The sequence below is a fragment of the Microcystis sp. LEGE 08355 genome, assembly GCF_015207185.1.
In the GTDB taxonomy this organism is placed as follows: Bacteria; Cyanobacteriota; Cyanobacteriia; order Cyanobacteriales; family Microcystaceae; genus Microcystis; species Microcystis panniformis.
Window position 1 is genome coordinate 1 of record NZ_JADEXI010000024.1, and the last position, 19,029, is coordinate 19,029.

Below are 19,029 nucleotides of genomic sequence, written 5' to 3' on the forward strand. Positions count from 1 at the left end.
TAATCCAAGAATAAGCAGTTTAAATACGTCTTACCTTATCACTGAGATAGCAAGTTTGATCATCCGCTTGTTGCCAAATAGCGATCGCTGATTGCTGATAGGGCCAATTAGCGAAACTGATGATTCTCGCTTTTGGGATTAATTGCTGGGCGCGCTCACTCAAAGGCATCGATCGCTCTCCGTTAGGTCAGATTAGGCAGTTAAGATCACTTCTATCATAAATGATCGAAAAATTAGCGATAACTAAAGATTTTTTGCAATCTGTTGGGTAGGATCGCTTACAATTAACAAAAGCTAAGTCATTATATTTTGATCATCATGTCAGTTTTAATAGCGATCGGTGTACTTGCCCTATTAATTGTCGTTCACGAATTAGGTCATTTTGCCGCTGCTCGTTGGCAATCTATCCATGTTAATCGCTTCTCCATCGGTTTTGGTCCAGCTTTAGCTAAATATCAAGGCAAAGAAACAGAATACGCCCTCCGCGCCATTCCTTTAGGGGGTTACGTTGGTTTTCCCGATGACGATCCCGATAGCCAAATTCCCAATAACGATCCTGATTTATTACGCAATCGTCCTGTTTTCGATCGAGCTATCGTCATTAGTGCGGGAGTAATTGCTAATTTAATTTTTGCCTATTTTTTGCTTGTTACCCAAGTCGCTACGGTGGGTTTTTCCCAAATTAACTATCAAGAAGGTGTAATTATTCCTGAGGTTTTCACGGCTGAAAATTCCGTCGCTAAACAAGCGGGAATACAAGCGGGGGATATCGTTCTCGCTATCAATGATCAGCCCCTTGGTGCTTCTCAAAATGCCATTATTGACTTCCGTGACATTATTCAATCTTCCCCCAATCAACCCCTAAAATTAACCATCAAACGCCCCACAGAAACTCTCGATTTAATCGTTACTCCTGAATTGGGAAGTGATGGTCAGGGTAAAATTGGGGTTAGATTGGCTCCTAACGGTGAAGAAACTCGCCTAAAGGCCGATAATTTTGGGCAAGCTTTTAGCTTAGGTGCGGGTGAATTTCAACGATTAACCCTATTAACTGTTCAAGGTTTTGGGCAGTTAGTTAGTAACTTTAAAGACAGTGTTCAACAGGTAGCAGGACCAGTTAAAATTGTCGAATATGGAGCAGCAATCGCTCGTAATGATGCGGGGAATCTTTTTCAATTTGCCGCCCTAATTAGTATTAACTTAGCGGTGATTAATATTCTGCCTTTACCTGCTCTTGATGGTGGTCAATTAGTATTTTTATTAATCGAGGCTTTGGTAGGTAAACCTCTCCCAACTAAACTGCAAGATAACATCATGCAAACAGGTCTAGTTTTACTCTTAGGATTAGGAGTTTTCTTAATCGTGCGCGACACAGCTAACCTAGCAGTTTTTCAGGATTTATTCCAGTGATGGACTCTCGAAAAAAAACTGAACCGCAACTGCGCGCCCTAGAGATTTTAAGCAACTTAAAGCGATTATATCCAGAGGCAACCTGTAGCTTAAATTATCAAACTCCCGTGCAGTTATTGGTGGCAGTAATTCTCTCGGCACAATGCACTGATGAGCGGGTGAATAAGGTGACTCCTGCTTTATTCGCTCGTTTTCCCGATGCTAAATCCTTAGCTTTTGCCGAGCGAGAGGAGTTAGAAACTTTCATTCGTTCCACGGGATTCTATCGCAATAAAGCTAAAAATATTCAGGGTGCTTGTCAAAAAATCCTCAAGGATTTTCAGGGGGAAGTACCCAAGACAATGGAGGAATTATTAACTTTACCCGGGGTAGCTAGAAAAACGGCTAATGTGGTACTCGCTCACGCTTACGGGATTATTGAGGGGGTGACAGTAGATACCCACGTTAAGCGCTTAAGTAATCGTTTGGGTTTAACTACTAATAACGATCCAGTGAAAATTGAACGGGATTTAATGGCTTTACTACCTCAACCAGATTGGGAAACTTTTTCTATTAGTATTATTTACCACGGCCGGGCGGTTTGTAAAGCGAGAAATCCCGCTTGTTTTTCCTGCCAATTAGCCTCTCTTTGTCCCACAGCAAACAGTAAACAGTAAACTGATAACTCACACCTGATAAGTAGGGAGGCACAATTATTTGTAGGATGGGTTAGCGGTAGCGTAACATAATCGGGCGTTGGGTTTCATGCTTCAACCCAACCTACGTTCATCTTATATTTAATTCCACCCACCTACTTAACTGGTAACTGAATCACTGATAACTGATAACTGATAACTGATGTGGGGGGCTATAATGGGAAAAAATAGCTCATCCATCAATCTTATGAGTCAAGGCTCTCGGCAAGAAATAAAAACCCAAGCAATAATCCTCGCTACTTTTGTGGCGATTTTTTGGCTGTTAGAGATTTTAGATCAATTTGTTTTTCGGGACAGTTTAAACTATTTCGGGATTATTCCCCATCAAGTCATCGGATTGCGGGGTATTCTTTTCGCACCTTTCCTACACGGTGACTTTCCCCATCTTATCGCTAATACGGTTCCTTTCCTGATTCTCGGTTGGTTGGTGATGTTACAGGAAACCAGTGACTTTTTTATTGTTACCGGGTTAACTATGCTGGTGGGGGGGTTAGGAGTCTGGTTATTTGCTGCTCCCGGATCCATCCATATCGGGGCAAGTATCTTGATTTTTGGCTATTTAGGTTTTTTATTACTGCGGGGCTATTTCCAAAGAAATATTCCTTCTATACTCTTGTCAATTCTAGTCTTTTTACTCTACGGTGGCACAATTTGGGGCGTTTTGCCTTCCCGTCCGGGGATTTCTTGGCAAGGACATTTATTTGGTTTCCTAGGCGGGGTTTTAGCCGCCAAATTAATCGCCACCGAAAAGAAACATTATCCCTAAATGGGGGAACCTTCTATCTCGCTACATACTTCATAAAAATCGGTGACAGGCGGTTTCGCAAACAGAGGAGCCATAGATTTCAGCAATAATTCATGGGCTTCGCTTTTATTTGCCTCCATATCATCGATTTTATCCCAGATGATCACGGCAATTCCTTCGTCGGTTCCAGGTTTTTGCAGCAGAAAAGCCCCTTGGAATCCCGTAGAATAGGTGGAAACGGCCTTTTCGTAGAGTTTTTGGGCCTCGGAAAAACACCCCGGTTTAAATTCACCAATAGCCACATAGGCATATTTATGTTTGAGAAAATCGAGAAATTCTGGCATGGCAATGAGGGGAAATGGAATAAATCTTTCTTTCTACTCCTATTAAAACTTAGATCGATCGCCCCCCCCGCCCCATCGACATATTTTTTTAACTAAGCTTCCCCAATTGTCTCTTTTTTTTGTTAGCTTATATGTAGTCGTTATGAGTTCGTATAAATTCTATGATCAAAATCGTTGGTATTAATGGCAGTTTACGCCCCGGATCCTATAGTTCGATGGCGTTAGAAGTTGCTATCAGTCGAGTAGGGGCGTTAGGAGTAGAAACGGAGATAATTGACCTGAGAAAACTCTCTTTACCCTTCTGTAACGGGGGAGATGACTATTCTGACTATCCCGATGTGGCCAAAATGCAGCAAACGGTTAAATCGGCAGCGGGATTAATTTTGGCGACACCGGAGTATCATGGCAGTGTCAGTGGTGTGATGAAGAATGCCCTAGATTTAATGAGTTTTGAGGAGTTATCGGGAAAGGTTGCCGGATTAATCAGTGTTTTAGGCGGACAATCCAATAGTAACGCCCTAAATGATTTAAGAATCATTCTCCGTTGGGTTCATGCTTGGGTAATTCCCGAACAAATTAGCTTAGGACAAGCGTGGAAAGTCTTCAACGAAGAAGGAAAAATCCTTGACGAGAAGCTTTGCCAACGTTTTGACGCTTTTGCTGCAAGTTTAGTCGATCATACCCGTAAACTCAACGGGATCTAGTAATATCGATGGTGATTTTACCGGTGAAATTAGGAATTGGGGCGGCGGGTTTCGATAATTGTACTCTTACCTGTCGCACGCCCTCGAGTTGTAGGATATCCTCAGCGATAACTGTGGCCAATTTTTCCACGAGGGCAAATTTGCTGGTTTCAATCTGGTGTTTGACAATTTCGATCGCCTGTCGATAATCTAGGGTATCTTCAATTGCGTCACTTTTGCCAGCAATGCTGATATCAAGTTCTAGGGATAAATCTACCTCAAACCATTGACCTAAAACCTGTTCTTCGGCCAGATATCCTGTGTAACCGTAGGCCCGAATTCCTGTAACGTGAATAGTATCCATAGATAGTTAAATTAAAAAACTGGCAGCGTTGGTCACAAAGATGAAGTGTAACCTAATTTGGTATCGACGACCCACTCCCCAAAATGAAAACTTCCTACCCGACCATTAGGATAACTGCTATAAATTATAGTTTAGACGGCTCTTACCTGTTCGGTGTAATCTTTGGAGCGTAGTTGACGGAAACCTTGAAAAGCCAGTTGTCTCAAGTTCAGAGGTAAATAGGAAAGCAGTAAACCCAGTCTAGCCCGTCGGGATTTTCCTGACAATTGCGAGGCTTTTTCTATTAAAACTCGCCCAGCTTCGTTTTCTCCCTTTTCAATTAATTTTATTCCCAAAGATTCCTGTAAAAAAGCCGTTTTTTTTACTCTTTCTTCTTCTAATTTTAGATCATTAAAGTGATAACTTTCTGTACAAAACAGTTTTGCTTGCAAAAAGTGAACCGCTTGTTTTAAGCTAGTTTGACCGCCATGGAAACGATATTCCATTAATAATTCTGGCAGAAAATAAGCTTGTTTTCCCGCTAAAGCTAAACGCACTAATAAATCAAAATCTTCACAACCATCCGCTTGAGAGCGCATATAATCCACATCGGCTAAAGATTGATAACGAAAAAGAGTCGAACCCACCTGTAAACTTTGATAGGAAAAAGTTTGTCTTTGTAAATCAGGAATAATCCCTTGTTGTAATCTGTCTTTGCCCCATTTCGCTGAATTTTCTTGGGTGGCAGCTGTAACTTTTTGTCCAAATTTATCAATAATCCAGTGATCAGTACAGACAAAATCAACGTTTTTTTCTTGCTCTAAAATAGGTACAGTTTTCGCTAAAAATTCGGGAGTTAGTCCATCATCATCATCGAATTTAATAAAATATTGTCCCCGAGCAGCCGTAAAACCTGATCGCATATTTAAACTTCTACCAAGATTTTGGGGATGACGCAGATAAATTATTCTCGAATCCTGAAATGCTGCCACCACTTCTGGGGTATGATCAGAAGAACCATCATCACAAACAATTAACTCAAAATCTTGATAAGTCTGCCGCAAGACACTATTAATCGAATAGCTGAGATAATCGGCGCGGTTATAGGTGGGAATACAAACAGTTACTTTCGGCATAATATTTCAGTTATCAGTTATCAGTTATCAGTTGAGAGTGTTATAGCAGTTATCTTCATGGTGAGATAGGAAGTTTTCCTTTTGGGGAGTCGGTCGTCAATACCAAATTAGGTTATACTTCATCTTTACGAGAAACGCTATAAGTAAAAAGCAATCTCCTGTCTCGGAGTCTCCTGTCTCCAGGTTAAAAAAGTATTTTTACATTTTTGCAAAGGAATGTTAAGTTTTAGGGTATTGAATGAGTAACCTTGATAGCCATGGCTCCTAAAATAGCAGGGATTATCTGTACCCACAACCGCGATCACTACCTAGAAGGAGCGATCGATAGTCTTTTAGGGCAAACCTGCCCAGATTGTGAGATTTTAGTGGTTGATAACGCATCTACCGATAAAACCCGTCAAGTGGCCCAGTCGCGTCTGGGAGATGGGCGGCTAAAATACGTTTACGAACCTATTTTAGGGCTATCTACCGCCAGAAATCGCGGGGCGAAGGAAACTAGAGCGCCGATTTTAGCCTATTTGGATGACGATGCGATCGCTAGTCCTCAATGGTTGCAAATTCTGTTAAATGCCTACGAAAATAACCAAAAACTGGCAGTAGCTGGGGGAAAAGTCACCTTAATTTGGCCGCAAGGCTACAGTCAACCCAATTGGTTATCCGATCAGTTAGCAGGGGGTTTAGGGGCTTTCGATTTGGGCGACAATGTGTTATACATTAGCCAAGCGGATTTAACTCCGCGAGGGGTTAATTACTCAATCCGGCGAGATTTCTTGGAGAAGATTGGCGGTTTTGACCCTAATTTGGGAAGAATTGGTAAAAAACTTCTTTCTAACGAGGAATTATACACTACAGAACTAGCACTCGCCCAGGGATGGCAAGTAGGCTATTTTCCCGCAGCATTGGTGGAACACAATGTTGCCCCGGAAAGAATCAATCGTCAATGGTTTATGCGTCGCAGTTGGTGGCAAGGCATCAGCGAACACTACCGGGAAGAAGTGGCAGGAAAGACGGGATTGGCTCAATTTGGGCGAGGAGGTGAGCGTTTAGTGAGAGGATTGATTAAATCTGTCAAATTTATCAATGATCCTGCTAAAAGCTTTGATAATCTTCTCTATGCCTACGGACAAATCGGTTATTTAAGCGAGGCCGCCAAGGCGATGTTAAACCCGCAAAAGTAAATTATTGTAAATAAATGAGTAAAAAAGCGTTAATTTGTGGTATATCGGGGCAGGATGGAGCCTACCTAGCCGAATTACTGTTAAAAGCAGGCTATACAGTTTGTGGCACCTCCCGGGATGCCCAAATGTCATCTTTTAGTAACCTGAAACGTTTGGGAATCAAGGAACAGGTAAAACTAGAATCGATGGCACTGAACGACTTTCGCAGTGTCCTACAGGTCTTAATTAAAATTCAGCCCGATGAGGTCTATAATTTGGCTGGACAAAGTTCTGTGGGTTTATCTTTTGAGCAGCCGGTGGAAACCTTAGAAAGTATTGCCACGGGAACCTTAAATCTCTTAGAAGCAATTCGATTTACCAGAGCAAAAATTAAATTATATAATGCCGGATCGAGTGAATGTTTCGGGGATATCGGCGATAATTCTGCCGACGAAAATACCCCTTTTCGTCCTCGCAGTCCCTACGCTGTGGCTAAATCGGCGGCTTTTTGGGAAGTGGCTAATTATCGAGAAGCCTACGGAATTTTTGCCTGTTCAGGCATACTTTTCAATCATGAATCTCCCCTGCGTCCCGAGCGCTTTGTCACCCAAAAAATTATCGCTGCCGTGGCTAGAATTGCCCAGGGAAGTCCTGAAACTTTGCAACTAGGAAATATGGATATTCAAAGGGATTGGGGTTGGGCGCAGGAGTACGTTGAAGCGATGTATTTAATGTTGCAACAGGAGCAACCCGATGATTACGTCATTGCCACGGGAGAAAGTTCAAAACTGGAGGATTTTGTCGCCACAGCTTTTGCTACTGTTGGCTTAAATTGGCCAGATCATGTAATTTCCGATCGAAGTTTATTAAGACCAACAGATTTAGCCATTAGTCGCGGTAATCCCCGCAAAGCTAAGGAAAAATTAGGTTGGCAAGCACAATACAAAATGACTGATATTGTCCGCATGATGGTAGAAAATCGTTTAGAGAAATAGCTATGAATATCATAATGATTAGTTCCGCCTTTCCCTATCCACCAACCAGAGGAGGAACTCAGGGCAGAACTTTTAATTTACTCAAGTATCTCAGCAAAAATCATGATATTACTCTCATCGTTCAGCGTACTGCTGATGTCAGCGATGAGGAGGTAGAAAAGTTAGGTAACTTTGTTAGTGAATTGGTAGTTTTTCCCCGTCCTCGAGATGCCAAAACTGGAATAATTGCTAAACTGCAAAGATTAGCTCAATTCCTGCAAACGGGAACCCCTCCCAATGTACTTTTTGGCTATTCTCAAGAGATGCAGAACTGGATAGATAGGGCAGTTAAGAGTCAAAAATTCTCAGTAATTACCAGTGAACATAGCGTTAATGAAATTTATATTCGTCCCCAATGGCAACAGCAAATTAGGACAGTAATTGATGTGCATAGTTCCCTCTATCAAACCTGCAAAAGTCAATTAGAAATAGGGGTTTCTAGTCAAGAATTACGGGATCGTCTCTACCTTCCTCTCATGCGTCGATACGAACAAAAAACTGTGCAGAAATTCTCAAAAATTGTCGTCACCACCGATGATGATCAAAAACAAATGCTAGAATTCGCTCCTAAGAAAGAGATTTATTTAATTCCTAATGCAGTCGATTTAGATTTGTTTCCCTATCGTACCGAGGATCCTGCTGGACATAATTTAGTGTTTATCGGTGGGTTAGATTATTGGGTTAATATCGATGCGGCCTGTTTTTTAGCCAGGGAAATTTTACCTCGTATTCAAACTACTTACCCCGATACTACTTTAACTCTAGTCGGTGCTAATCCATCCCTAGAAGTGCAAGAATTAACTAAGTTAAAAGGAGTGATTGTGACGGGACGAGTACCATCAATGATCACCTATCTTCATCAGGCAACTGTGGCAGTTATTCCCCTAAGAACGGGTTTTGGAATGAAGTTTAAAACCCTAGAATCGATGGCTGCGGGGGTGCCAGTGGTAGCCAGTGATCGAGGTTTAGAAGGGTTAACAGTGGCAGGAAATAATGTTCCTTTAGCAGCCTTAAGGGCTAATAGTATTGAGGAATATTGTACGGAGATTAGTCGTCTTTTTGAATCGGCAGAGTTACGAGAAAAATTATCTATAAATGCTCGCAGGTTAATCGAAGATAATTATACTTGGCAGCAAGCAGCAGGTAAGTACGAACAAGTTTTAACTGCTGATATTTGTTAGGAAATTTCTCTAGTTTTTTGTCAATTAATATGCTATCAAATCAAATACCAGTGAAAATATCTGTTGTTGTTCCTCTGTATAACGAGGAAGAAAATGTCGAGGCTCTCTTTAGGCGACTTTTAGCGGTTTTAGAGGCACTAAATATCAGTTATGAGATTGTTTGCGTCAATGATGGTAGTCGTGACAATACTCTCAAAAATCTCGTGGAATATCATCAACGTTATCCACAAATTAAAGTAGTTAATTTATCCCGTAATTTTGGTAAAGATATTGCCATGTCAGCAGGAATTGATTACAGTCAAGGGATGGCAGTCATTCCTATTGATGCTGATTTACAAGATCCCCCCGAATTAATTGCCGAAATGATTGAAAAATGGCAGCAGGGTTATGATGTGGTTTATGCGTCGCGTCGGGTTAGAATTGGCGAAAGTTGGTTGAAACGTTTTACAGCAGAAGGTTTCTATCAAGTCATTAATAAATTAAGTCGGGTTCCTATTCCCCCTAATACGGGAGATTTTCGCTTAATTGATCGCCGAGTGGTAGAATCAATTAAAAAGATGCCCGAACGTCAAAGATTTATGAAAGGAATATTTGCTTGGGTGGGATATAAACAGACATCAATCTTATTCGATCGAGAACCCCGGTATCAAGGACAAACTAAATGGAATTACTGGAAATTATGGAATTTTGCCCTCGATGGTATTACCTCCTTTAGTTTTTTACCTCTGAAAGTCTGGACCTATGTAGGATTTATCATTGCACTTGTTAGTCTTGTTTATGCTAGTTTTTTAATTCTCAGGACTATTATTTTAGGAATCGATGTACCTGGATACGCTTCTCTGATGGTTGCTGTCCTATTTTTAGGAGGAATTCAATTACTGACTCTTGGTATTATTGGCGAATATATTGGCAGGGTTTATGAGGAAGTCAAGGGTAGGCCACTTTATCTGGTTCGAGATTGTTATGGTTTTGAAAATAGGGAACAAGTTACTGATAAAATAACTTAAAATTAAGATATGACATGAGGAGAGTTAAATTTATGAATACCGAAGTTTTTCAGCAATTTTTTGCCTATTGTGTCGGTAGTTGGCAAACGGAAAGAACCTATCATTATCTAGCTGATCAAGAAGTGGAACGTTCCCGTACTGAATTCCTCATTCAACCCCTGACTAGGGAGATTAAACAGAAAGTTCTGACAGATAATAACTATCCTGATATTGCTGATTTAGAAAGTATCCCCGGGTTTAATTTAGGTTTCTATACCATCTCGGAAAAAGGGGAAGAAGTGCGACAAAATCTTAATCTTTTATTTGTGGTTAAAGCAGAAAATAACGGTTATTTAGAAGGGGATTATCTTCGCGATCGCGCCTACGAAGAAGCAAGACCAATTATCTCCGCTTTTCGCTTTGATTCCACTACCAGAGAGTTATTAATGACCACCAATTATACTCGCAGTGTTTCCGTGGATTCAATTACTTTAATCAATCCAGACCTGCGAATTCGCAAAATTATTAACTATCAACGTCCCCAGGAGGGGGAACCGTTAGAAAAAGTTCTCTTGGTCGGTTTTGGGGTTGAGTGTAAAGTCAATTAAAAAAAATATTTCTTTCCCCCCTTGATTCTCCAGTCAAGGGGAGATTTTATCATGGGGGAACGATAGGATTAAGGAGCAAAAATTAATGCTCAGAATCGGTCAACTTTCCCTAGAAAGTGGTGTTTCGATTAAAACGATTCGTTATTACGAGGAATTAGGACTAATTCAGTCCCCTGAGAGAACAGAAGGCAAATTTCGCTTATTTTCTCCCGATACTGTCCATCGCTTGCTATTTGTCAAGAGATTACAATCTTTGGGTTTAAGTCTGCAAGAAATCCGCGAATGTTTAGTAATTCATGACCATGGTGAGTTACCCTGTGGAGATATTCAGGAAAAATTAATTAAACATATTGCTGAGATCGATCAACAAGTGGAACAATTGCTTTTATTGCGTCAACAATTAACCGAAACCCTGCAAGAATGGACGGATACACCTGTAAAAGACGATCAATTTATTTGCCCTAATCTCAAGGTTTAACTATCATGAAAAAGTTGATTTTACTGGTAACTGTAGCACTGATTTCTACTCCTGTAATTGCTCAACATTTACATCTTGATTCACCTCAAACTCAGACTTTACAAGCAATTCCTGACGATATACCAGCTTGGATGTATAACAAGCAACGTAATCATATTTATCCCCAAAGAGGGGTTTATAACAATGCAATTTATAATGTCAGAGATTTAGCTTTAGACTTAAATGCGATCGCTGTCGGTCATGCCTTTGCCTACGAAGATATCGTAACGGGAAAAGCGAAAGATTTAGAAACTAAGACATACCAAAAAATTAATTGGGTTTTAAAAAATCCGCCTAAATTTATGCCCGACGAGGGCAATATTTCCCCAACTTTTGGTAGAAAATACGGTGTTTTAGAACAGGTTTTCGAGTGGGCGCATATTTTCCATGCTCAAACCGTTGATGTTTTAGCCAGCAGCAAATTAACCAACAAGGAAAAAGAGGCGGAAATTGAAAAGTTATATCAATTTTACTTGACAAAAGTTCCCTATGCTATTACGGGATTACCCATGAATATGGGTTATCTGGATTCCCAGCCCTATTCTAAAGCTTTTCGGCAGAAATATCCGAAAGTTAATGGCTTATTTTGGGGCTACCATTGGTTACAAGGAACCATGTATGACTTGCTTTATGAGAAAACTTTAGATGAACAAAAACAGGCTTATAAACAGGTGGGTAAACAATACCATACTAAGGAATTATATCGCACTGATCGAGCTTTTATGCCGATGTTTCCCGGACTTAGTCCCAAGTTTGCCCGACGTTTTCCCGAAATATCTAACACCTTCGATAACCTGCATATGTTGCACGATATGGTTAATGATATTCTGGCATCAGATTGGCTAACTCCCCAACAAAAAGACGAACAAATTACCCGCGCTATTTGGTTAGTAATGGCTGCTAATCATCAAGGAATGGCAGCGGGAAAAAATTATGGTGGTGAAGGACTACATGATCATCGTTTTCAGTCAGGAATTCCGGGGATGGGATTAATGCCAGCAGATATTTCTCATGAGGGTCACAATCACGAAAATCCTGATAATTCTGAGAAAAACCCTGATGATTCTCAGGGACATGAGGAAGAAGATCACCAACACCATAACCACGAAAATCACTCTCCGGAAAACCCTCCTAATACGGAGAAAAAACCTGACGACAGCAATGATCAAGAGGAACTGAAAAAATGAGAAGATTTTTATTAATTGCCGTCGGTTTAGTTGCCAGTTTTACTAATCCAGTTTTTGCCAACGATCATAACAATCTTGATTCTGGTCGTCCCCTTTCTTTTGATGATGCTGAGAGTATCGGTTTTGGGGAACAATCTATAGAATTTGGTACTGGGTTAGTCTTTCCTGAAAATAGTAATCTTGGGGGTGAGTTTGATATTGAATACCTCAACGGTATTATTCGCAATGGTCACATTATTATCGGCATCGATCCGCAAGTGGGAGGACGAGTTAATAGTGATGATACGGATTTTGATGTGGGAAATTTATCTGTAGGTTTTTTCTATAATTTCAATCGTGAATACGATAATGTTCCCGCTTTTGCTATTCGTACTGATTTAGGATTACCGACGGGAAATAATGCTCGGGGATTAGATTTTCGTCTGCGGGGAATTGCCAGTAAAACTGTTGGTCAATTCGAACGCTTACATCTTAATCTCGATTTAAACATAAAAACCGATCCCGATGACGGCGATCAATCTTTTTTACCGGCAGCAATTCTCGGTTACTCGCGACCAATTGGTTATCCGAAACGTTTTGATCGCACTTTTTTAGCAGAATTGGGCGTAATTACCAGCGATAATAGTCATGGTGGGGTTTTAATTCGCACTGGTATGGGAATTCGTCAGCAAATTAATCGCCAAGGTGTGATCGATTGGGGTATCGAGGGATATATTGCCACTAATGGCCATGATCAAAGTCAATTAAAGTTAAAAATCGGTTATTCTTTCGGATTTTAGGATTTTTCCCTAGCCTGCTATTAAAAGCTAAAATGGATGAAGTATTGGCTTAAATTTTGGTTTGACTGGGAGTACGAGGGGGTTTGGACGTCCACATCTTCTCATCCCTGAAAAGAACAGGGATATCTGATCAGTTGTCCGCAGGTAGCGACTCCCTATTCTCAGCTTCGTACCTCATCATTAAGATAACTGCTAGAGAAAAAAGGCTGTAAATCTGTTGTCATTCCCTTTTAAGTCGCAAAAAAGCTCTTTAACCGTTGTCGCAGCCAAGAGACGGGATTTTTCAGGTCTTCCGAGTCTAAAAGCCCCATTTCTCCCAATTTCTGCTGACATTCGCGCAATTCCTCTTGACGTTGGGTGAGTGCCTGAGTGAATTCCTCCGCTAGAGCCGGATAAGTAGTGATAAGATGCTGAAACCCCTGACGATCGAGCAAAAATAACAAGGTTTCCCCCACTGCTTGCATAGTGGTGGGATAGGGAACCTCTAATATTAACGGTAATTCCCCAAAATATTGACCTTTATTAAAAGTAAAAATTTTACGACTGATTTTATCGTTTTCATAAAAAGCATCCACTTGTCCCTGCAAAACAATACAGAAATAATTAGTTCTTTCTCCCTGTCTAATTAAAATATCCCCGTCCTGGAGATGTTTACGACAACCCATTTCAATTAATACACGCAATTGCAGATCGTTAAAATGTTTAAAGTAACTCACCTCCAATAACATTTCTTTTAACGATAGCGGTTTTGAAGGTTTAACTATCTCCTGATCCTGTTCCTTAACTGCCTCAAAACTGTCGGTATTATGCAACCATAACTCTCGCTGGGGAAAAGGAATCGTTATGCCCCGATGACGCAGATTATGCTCGATAATGAAGTGTAGGGAACTTCTCAGAAAAGCGGACCGTTCGACTTTTTCCACCCATACCCACAACTCGAAATTTAAAGCACTATCACCAAAACCGTTAAAAATCACCTTGGGAAGCGGATTAAAGGCAATTTCTCCCGACATATAGGCTGATTGCAGCAGAATTTCCGTTACTATCAAAGGATCCGTACCGTAGGCAACTCCCACCGGCACAATGACTCGAATGCGCGAGTCGGTATAATGCCAATTCTGGACGCGATTGCTAGTTAGGATTGTGTTAGGAACGATTAACTCTGCACCATCAACAGTGCGAATGGTGGTGGAACGAATCGATATTTCCCGGATATAACCCTTTGTTTGCTCAAATTCGATAAAATCGCCCACTTTTAACTTGCGTTCCACCAACAAAGTTAAACCACTGGTGAGATTCTTGGTTAACTCCTGCAAACCGAAACCGATACCCACCCCCAAACCACCAGCTAAAACAGCGATCGAAGCGAGATTGAATCCAGTCAATTGTAGGGCGATAATATAACCAAAAGCCCCAAAAGCAAAACTAGCCAGAGTTGCGATCGCTTCTCGATTACCCTCATCAAAACCGATACTTTTCAGCAGACGATTTTTTAGTAAACTTTTAAAAGCGATCGTCAGACAGGTGACAAGAATAAACAGTACAAGAGTACCAATAATCCAACCGAGAGTGATGGACACACCCCCAGCGCGCCAAAGGGGAGTGTAAAAAAAGGGCGTTAACCAAGCTGAGGGAGAGAAAGTCATCGCTAAAGTTTAGATTTGATAGGGATTACCCAAGCGATCCACAAAAACATTGTAATCTAAAGGTAAACGCCCCGGATTAAGCCGCGGTTCCGCCGCGTAACCGATGGGAACGACAACAGCGATCGCCAGATGGGGATGATCGGCAGCACCGATCACCGCTTTTACCTTGTCCTCGATCCAACCGTTGAGAAAACAACTAGATAAACCGAGACTTTCGGCAGCTAAAACCAGATGAGTAGCGGCGATCATCGCATCTTTAATCGCGTATTCCCGGGTTTTTTCGCCCAAATCCTTTTGAAATCCCGGGATTGCCTGTTTAAAATATTTTACCGTGCCTTCGCTCCAAGCACCTGTACTGAGGGCCTGTTCATAGATGGGGGTTAGATCTCCTCCTCCTGCGGCAGCATCGGCAGCGAAAACAAAAGTAACCGGCGCTTGGATAATTTGCTTTTGTCCCCAAGCGGCCTCGGCTAAAGCGGCCTTTTGTGCCTCATCTTGTACTAAAATAATTCGCCAATCTTGGATGTTGAAACTACTAGGTGCGGCAACGGTTAATTCTACTAGGGTTTTCAGCAGTTCCGGGGCGATCGGATCGGTGGTAAAAGTTTTAATGGAACGACGTTGATTAATCGCCGTGGGAACATCGAGAGGCAAGGTCATAAAGTCAGTGGATGAAGTTACATATTCCTAATTATTATAGGGTCAAGCTATCAGCCTCAGACTTCGGTGTGACAAAAGAGAAATAGTAAAACATCAGGGTTAAATTGTGGCAGTCAGAAAAAGATCGACTATACTGTTAAACTTAAACAGGTCATAACCCAATGACCATCTAGCTATCATCATGTCACCGCCACAAAAATCATTTTATGCTTTCTGAGCCGGAACCGAGCGACACTCTCACCACTGCCACCGTCAATATGGGCGATCAAAATACCGATATCAAGCCAATTTTAGCCTTAAAAGAGTTGGTCGCTAGTTTATATCGTGAACAAAACAAAGTTCAAAATCTCTTAAGTTCCCTCGGTTTTGCCCTGCGGAGTTTCAATAATTTAAACCAATTCCTCGATCTTACCCCCTTGATGGCCGCACGAGTGGCAGATGCAGAAGGAGGGGCGTTGATTTTGAGCAAAAATAACGGTCAAGTGGCCCTCGATCAACTCCATTGCCAAGATAATCAAATTAATGGGGAACTACGCCGACAATTAGAGGCAATTATCCGACAATTAAACCAAGAAGCGGCACTTGAGAATAAAAATAATCGATCGCTTCTCGATAGTCTCGATCATAAAATCCGGCAAACTCTCGGACAGGGTACGCAGGTTTATAGTACACCTGTTTTAGTAAAAAATAGTGAGCGGGGACGTTTATACGTTTTCAGTCGCGATCCTGATTATGGTTGGACACCCACCCGTCGTAAACTGCTGCAGCTAGTGGCCGATCAAACGGCGGTAGCTATAGCTAATAATGAATTAACGATCGAATTACGGGCCAAGGAACGTCAGGATCGAGAGTTAGAAATCGCTTCCGAAATCCAAAATCGTCTTTTACCTCGGCAATGTCCGAAAATTCAGGGGGTAGAATTGGCAGCCCACTGCAAAACGGCTAATCGCGTTGGTGGCGACTATTATGATTTTATCCCCTGCAACTACGATCAATTTAAACCAGCAACGGAGGCGGAAAGGGAAGCTAGTACCGCGCCTTGGAGTATAGTCATCGGTGATGTCATGGGTAAAGGTGTCCCAGCAGGATTATTGATGACCATGACCCGGGGAATGTTGCGAGCGGAAGTGTTAAATCGTCACTCCCCGGCCCAGATTTTGCGTCATCTCAATCGGGTTATGTATGCCGATCTCGATAATTCTCATCGTTTCGTGACATTATTTTATTCCGAGTATGATCCCCTGACGCGCCGTCTTGGCTACAGTAATGCTGCCCATTATCCCACCCTCTGGTGGCGGGCTAAAACGGGAGAGTTAGAGCCTCTCGACACGGAAGGGACATTAGTGGGTTTAGAGGCCGATTCTATCTATGACGATGCCCAAGTGCAATTAGAAGCGGGAGATGCGCTGATTTATTATACCGATGGCTTTACCGATGCAGTCAACTCGAAAGGGGAAAGATTTGATCAGAAAAATTGGCTATCGGCAGTTAAAGAAGCCTGTCAAAAGTACACCGATCCCGAACAGATTCTAGAATATTTATTTGGGAAAGTTGCCGCTTTTACCGGGTTGGGAAATGACAGTAGCGACGATATGACTTTAGTAGTTATGCGAGTGAAATCGGAGGAATAAATCATCACTTCCTAGCTCATAAATTAGCTTAATCCTGCTCTTGCCAAGGAGCGAATAAAGGCAATAACGCTAACCCGGGTAAAGCGGCGATTACCGTGATTAAAAAGAACCACGGCCAACCGATCGCCTCAGCTAAAACTCCGGCGGGAGCCACCAAAATATCGCGACTAAAGGCCATTAAACTCGATAAGAGGGCGAACTGAGTAGCGGTAAAACGAGCATTACAAAGACTCATTAAAAAAGCCACAAAAGCTGCAGTGACTAAGCCACCACAGAAGTTTTCAATATTAATAGCCAAGACCATAAAAGGATAATTTTGCCCTAAATTTGCTAAAATAAAATAGGCTAAATTACTAATAGCTTGCAAGCCACCAAAAATCCAGAGCGATCGATTAATTCCCCAACGACTTAACAGGGAACCACCTAATAAAACTCCCACCATAGTTGCTATCATGCCCATGCCCCCTTGGATCGCTCCGATATCGGTTTGACTGAAACCAGTTTTTAAGAGAAAAGGAGTCACCATATTATTAACTAAAGCATCCCCTAAACGATAGAGAACAATAAAGGCGAGAATACCGATTCCTTGACCGAATCGATAGCGTTGAAAAAACTCTTGGAAAGGCAACCAAACCGCCTCTAAAAGAGTTTGAGGAGTATCATCCCTAGGGGGAGTAGCCGGGGCGAAAAAAGACCAAATAATCGTTAAAGCCATCAATGCAGCGAGGAAAAGATAGACGAGAGGCCAGGGAAAGTGATCGGCTAAAATTAAAGCGATCGAACCGGTTAAAATTAAAGCCAAACGATAACCTAAAACCCCGATCGCTACCCCAGCCCCCATCTCCCATTTTTCTAAAATATCTGTGCGATAGGCATCATAGGCAATATCTTGGCTGGCACTAAAAAAAGCGATCAGTAAAGCATTAATTGCCAATAATTCTAAAGATCGTTGCGGTTGTTGAAAAGCCATGAAACCAATCGCTAAAGTTAAACAAATTTGAGCGATTAAAATCCAGCCGCGACGACGACCAAGCAGCGGGGGAAGATAGCGATCGAGTAAGGGAGACCACAGAAATTTGAGAGAGTAGGGGAGAGCGACTAAACTAAATAAACCGATCGATTTCAGATCAACTCCTTCGGTGGTCATCCAAGCTTGCAGGGTGCGACCGGTGAGAAAATAGGGCAATCCCGAAGCGAAACCTAAGAATAACAAAGCCGCCATTTTTTGACTGCGGAATACTTGCAAATAAGCGGAAATTTCTTTGATCATAGAGGTGGATAGGAGAATAGATTAGATTAAAGAATATAGTTAATTGACCCAAAAAGAAAGAAATTAGTTCTGACTGGCATCATCCCCCTCTTAACCATGGCCTGGCGATCAAAAAAAGTTCCCGAAAAATAGCAGTCTTTCCCCCAGCCGGGGCTATAGGCAGTAGAATAGATGAGATTTTGATTCAGTCGTCTTGAAAAATTGCGGTATTCTCCTTAAGATAGATGCTTGATTCCCCCAACTAAATCCCACCCCTATTTACCTTTCCCGGATAAGGACTGCCATCCCCACCTTCCCTGCCGACTCCTGTGATTAAAGTGGACTCCTGTTTTATCTCATACCTATTGTCTAATCCCTCCGACTCGGAAGCGACCGGTGACAATGCCACCATTACCATCGAGGTGCGTTTGGCCCAAAGCCAAGATCTCAAAAGCTTGGCGGAAATTCTCACCGATAGTTTTTTCCCCACGGCCAATTATTGGTCTTTTCTGCGTCCTATCTTTAAATTGGGCATTTACGAGGACTTACGGGGACGATTGCGCGCCGATACCCCCTACTATTACTGTCTGGTAGTCAGTCAAACCAGCGTCACCGCCACCGGTCCTCAGGAAGTTATTGTCGCTACGGCGGAAATCGGCTTAAAATCCAGTTCTTTTTTAGCCGTTCCCATTCCTTATATCTCTAATTTAGCCGTTAGTCCCGATCGCCGGCGTGCCGGTCTGGCCCGGAGATTGCTGCTCAAGTGTGAACAGATCGCTAGAGAATGGGGTTTTGAAGAACTTTCCCTCCATGTTCTCGATAATAATCTAGCAGCCCAGTCACTGTACTTAAGTAGCGGTTATCGTCTGCAAAAAACCGACGGTTGGTTGAGCAATTGGTTATTTAATCGACCACAAAAGTTATTTCTGCACAAAAAAATCAGCCAATGAGGAGTCAGGATTCAGGATTCAGGATTCAGGATTCAGGAGATTATTTTTATTTATTCTCCCCACTTCCCCACACCCCACACCCTACACC

At 41.9% G+C, this 19,029-nt stretch carries 21 protein-coding genes; 14 read left to right on the forward strand and 7 right to left on the reverse strand.

Features of this window, described 5'->3' with window-relative positions; translation table 11 throughout:
• Positions 1–19 precede the first annotated feature (19 nt).
• The gene (locus IQ242_RS02195) at positions 20–169 is read right to left on the reverse strand and encodes a hypothetical protein (protein WP_228020781.1); all 150 of its coding nucleotides are present in this window, start codon (positions 167–169) and stop codon (positions 20–22) included.
• A gap of 149 nt (positions 170–318) precedes the next feature.
• On the opposite strand from IQ242_RS02195, the gene rseP reads away from it, so the two are divergent.
• The 3 genes from rseP (at position 319) to IQ242_RS02210 (ending at position 2,871) form a co-directional block, all read left to right on the forward strand.
• Positions 319–1,410 carry an RIP metalloprotease RseP gene (gene rseP / locus IQ242_RS02200; RefSeq protein WP_193958874.1) on the forward strand — a complete coding sequence of 364 codons (1,092 nt, stop codon included), beginning with the start codon at positions 319–321 and terminating at the stop codon, positions 1,408–1,410.
• Entirely contained in the window at positions 1,410–2,066 is a 657-nt protein-coding gene (nth, locus tag IQ242_RS02205; protein WP_193958875.1) for an endonuclease III, read from the forward strand. The genes rseP and nth overlap by 1 nt, the downstream gene beginning before the upstream one ends.
• A gap of 196 nt (positions 2,067–2,262) precedes the next feature.
• Positions 2,263–2,871: a rhomboid family intramembrane serine protease gene (locus IQ242_RS02210; protein WP_193958876.1), complete on the forward strand. Its 609-nt coding sequence runs from the start codon at positions 2,263–2,265 to the stop codon at positions 2,869–2,871.
• Here the strand turns inward: IQ242_RS02210 and IQ242_RS02215 are convergent.
• Positions 2,868–3,194, reverse strand: a complete 327-nt coding sequence (locus IQ242_RS02215) for an antibiotic biosynthesis monooxygenase (protein WP_002759792.1) — start codon at positions 3,192–3,194, stop codon at positions 2,868–2,870. The genes IQ242_RS02210 and IQ242_RS02215 overlap by 4 nt on opposite strands.
• Positions 3,195–3,355: 161 nt before the next feature.
• Between IQ242_RS02215 and IQ242_RS02220 the strand changes: the two genes are divergently transcribed.
• Positions 3,356–3,898 carry an NADPH-dependent FMN reductase gene (locus IQ242_RS02220; RefSeq protein WP_193958877.1) on the forward strand — a complete coding sequence of 181 codons (543 nt, stop codon included), beginning with the start codon at positions 3,356–3,358 and terminating at the stop codon, positions 3,896–3,898.
• Here the strand turns inward: IQ242_RS02220 and folB are convergent.
• Positions 3,885–4,241, reverse strand: coding sequence for a dihydroneopterin aldolase (folB, locus tag IQ242_RS02225; protein WP_193958878.1), 357 nt, complete (start codon positions 4,239–4,241; stop codon positions 3,885–3,887). The two genes, IQ242_RS02220 and folB, sit on opposite strands and share 14 nt — an antisense overlap.
• A gap of 131 nt (positions 4,242–4,372) precedes the next feature.
• Positions 4,373–5,356, reverse strand: a complete 984-nt coding sequence (locus IQ242_RS02230) for a glycosyltransferase family 2 protein (RefSeq protein WP_193958879.1) — start codon at positions 5,354–5,356, stop codon at positions 4,373–4,375.
• 257 nt (positions 5,357–5,613) lie between these two features.
• Between IQ242_RS02230 and IQ242_RS02235 the strand changes: the two genes are divergently transcribed.
• The 8 genes from IQ242_RS02235 (at position 5,614) to IQ242_RS02270 (ending at position 12,805) form a co-directional block, all read left to right on the forward strand.
• On the forward strand, positions 5,614–6,534 hold the full coding sequence (locus tag IQ242_RS02235; protein ID WP_193958880.1) for a glycosyltransferase family 2 protein: 921 nt from the start codon (positions 5,614–5,616) through the stop codon (positions 6,532–6,534).
• Positions 6,535–6,548: 14 nt separating this feature from the next.
• Positions 6,549–7,508: a GDP-mannose 4,6-dehydratase gene (locus IQ242_RS02240; protein ID WP_193958881.1), complete on the forward strand. Its 960-nt coding sequence runs from the start codon at positions 6,549–6,551 to the stop codon at positions 7,506–7,508.
• A 2-nt stretch (positions 7,509–7,510) separates the two neighbouring features.
• The gene (locus IQ242_RS02245; RefSeq protein ID WP_193958882.1) at positions 7,511–8,728 is read left to right on the forward strand and encodes a glycosyltransferase family 4 protein; all 1,218 of its coding nucleotides are present in this window, start codon (positions 7,511–7,513) and stop codon (positions 8,726–8,728) included.
• A 29-nt stretch (positions 8,729–8,757) separates the two neighbouring features.
• Positions 8,758–9,735 carry a glycosyltransferase family 2 protein gene (locus tag IQ242_RS02250; protein ID WP_228020782.1) on the forward strand — a complete coding sequence of 326 codons (978 nt, stop codon included), beginning with the start codon at positions 8,758–8,760 and terminating at the stop codon, positions 9,733–9,735.
• A 32-nt stretch (positions 9,736–9,767) separates the two neighbouring features.
• On the forward strand, positions 9,768–10,322 hold the full coding sequence (locus tag IQ242_RS02255) for a phycobiliprotein lyase (protein WP_193958883.1): 555 nt from the start codon (positions 9,768–9,770) through the stop codon (positions 10,320–10,322).
• Positions 10,323–10,407: 85 nt separating this feature from the next.
• Positions 10,408–10,800: a MerR family transcriptional regulator gene (locus tag IQ242_RS02260; RefSeq protein WP_193958884.1), complete on the forward strand. Its 393-nt coding sequence runs from the start codon at positions 10,408–10,410 to the stop codon at positions 10,798–10,800.
• Between the two features lie 5 nt (positions 10,801–10,805).
• Entirely contained in the window at positions 10,806–12,026 is a 1,221-nt protein-coding gene (locus IQ242_RS02265) for a hypothetical protein (protein WP_193958885.1), read from the forward strand.
• Positions 12,023–12,805: a hypothetical protein gene (locus IQ242_RS02270; RefSeq protein WP_193958886.1), complete on the forward strand. Its 783-nt coding sequence runs from the start codon at positions 12,023–12,025 to the stop codon at positions 12,803–12,805. The genes IQ242_RS02265 and IQ242_RS02270 overlap by 4 nt, the downstream gene beginning before the upstream one ends.
• A gap of 230 nt (positions 12,806–13,035) precedes the next feature.
• Here the strand turns inward: IQ242_RS02270 and IQ242_RS02275 are convergent, their stop codons facing one another.
• The gene (locus tag IQ242_RS02275) at positions 13,036–14,451 is read right to left on the reverse strand and encodes a mechanosensitive ion channel domain-containing protein (protein WP_193958887.1); all 1,416 of its coding nucleotides are present in this window, start codon (positions 14,449–14,451) and stop codon (positions 13,036–13,038) included.
• Positions 14,452–14,460: 9 nt separating this feature from the next.
• A complete protein-coding gene (locus IQ242_RS02280; protein WP_151696132.1) occupies positions 14,461–15,111 on the reverse strand; it encodes a nitroreductase family protein in 651 nt (216 codons plus the stop codon).
• A gap of 206 nt (positions 15,112–15,317) precedes the next feature.
• Between IQ242_RS02280 and IQ242_RS02285 the strand changes: the two genes are divergently transcribed.
• Complete coding sequence (locus tag IQ242_RS02285; protein WP_193958888.1) at positions 15,318–16,742, forward strand: PP2C family protein-serine/threonine phosphatase; 1,425 nt, start codon at positions 15,318–15,320, stop codon at positions 16,740–16,742.
• Between the two features lie 28 nt (positions 16,743–16,770).
• Here IQ242_RS02285 and IQ242_RS02290 read toward each other — a convergent pair whose 3' ends face one another.
• Positions 16,771–18,012 (reverse strand): AmpG family muropeptide MFS transporter, encoded by a 1,242-nt coding sequence (locus IQ242_RS02290; RefSeq protein WP_193958889.1) that lies wholly within the window; start codon positions 18,010–18,012, stop codon positions 16,771–16,773.
• Positions 18,013–18,320: 308 nt separating this feature from the next.
• Here IQ242_RS02290 and IQ242_RS02295 point away from each other — a divergent pair, with 308 nt between their 5' ends.
• Positions 18,321–18,941, forward strand: coding sequence for a GNAT family N-acetyltransferase (locus IQ242_RS02295; protein WP_193958890.1), 621 nt, complete (start codon positions 18,321–18,323; stop codon positions 18,939–18,941).
• Positions 18,942–19,029 lie beyond the last annotated feature (88 nt).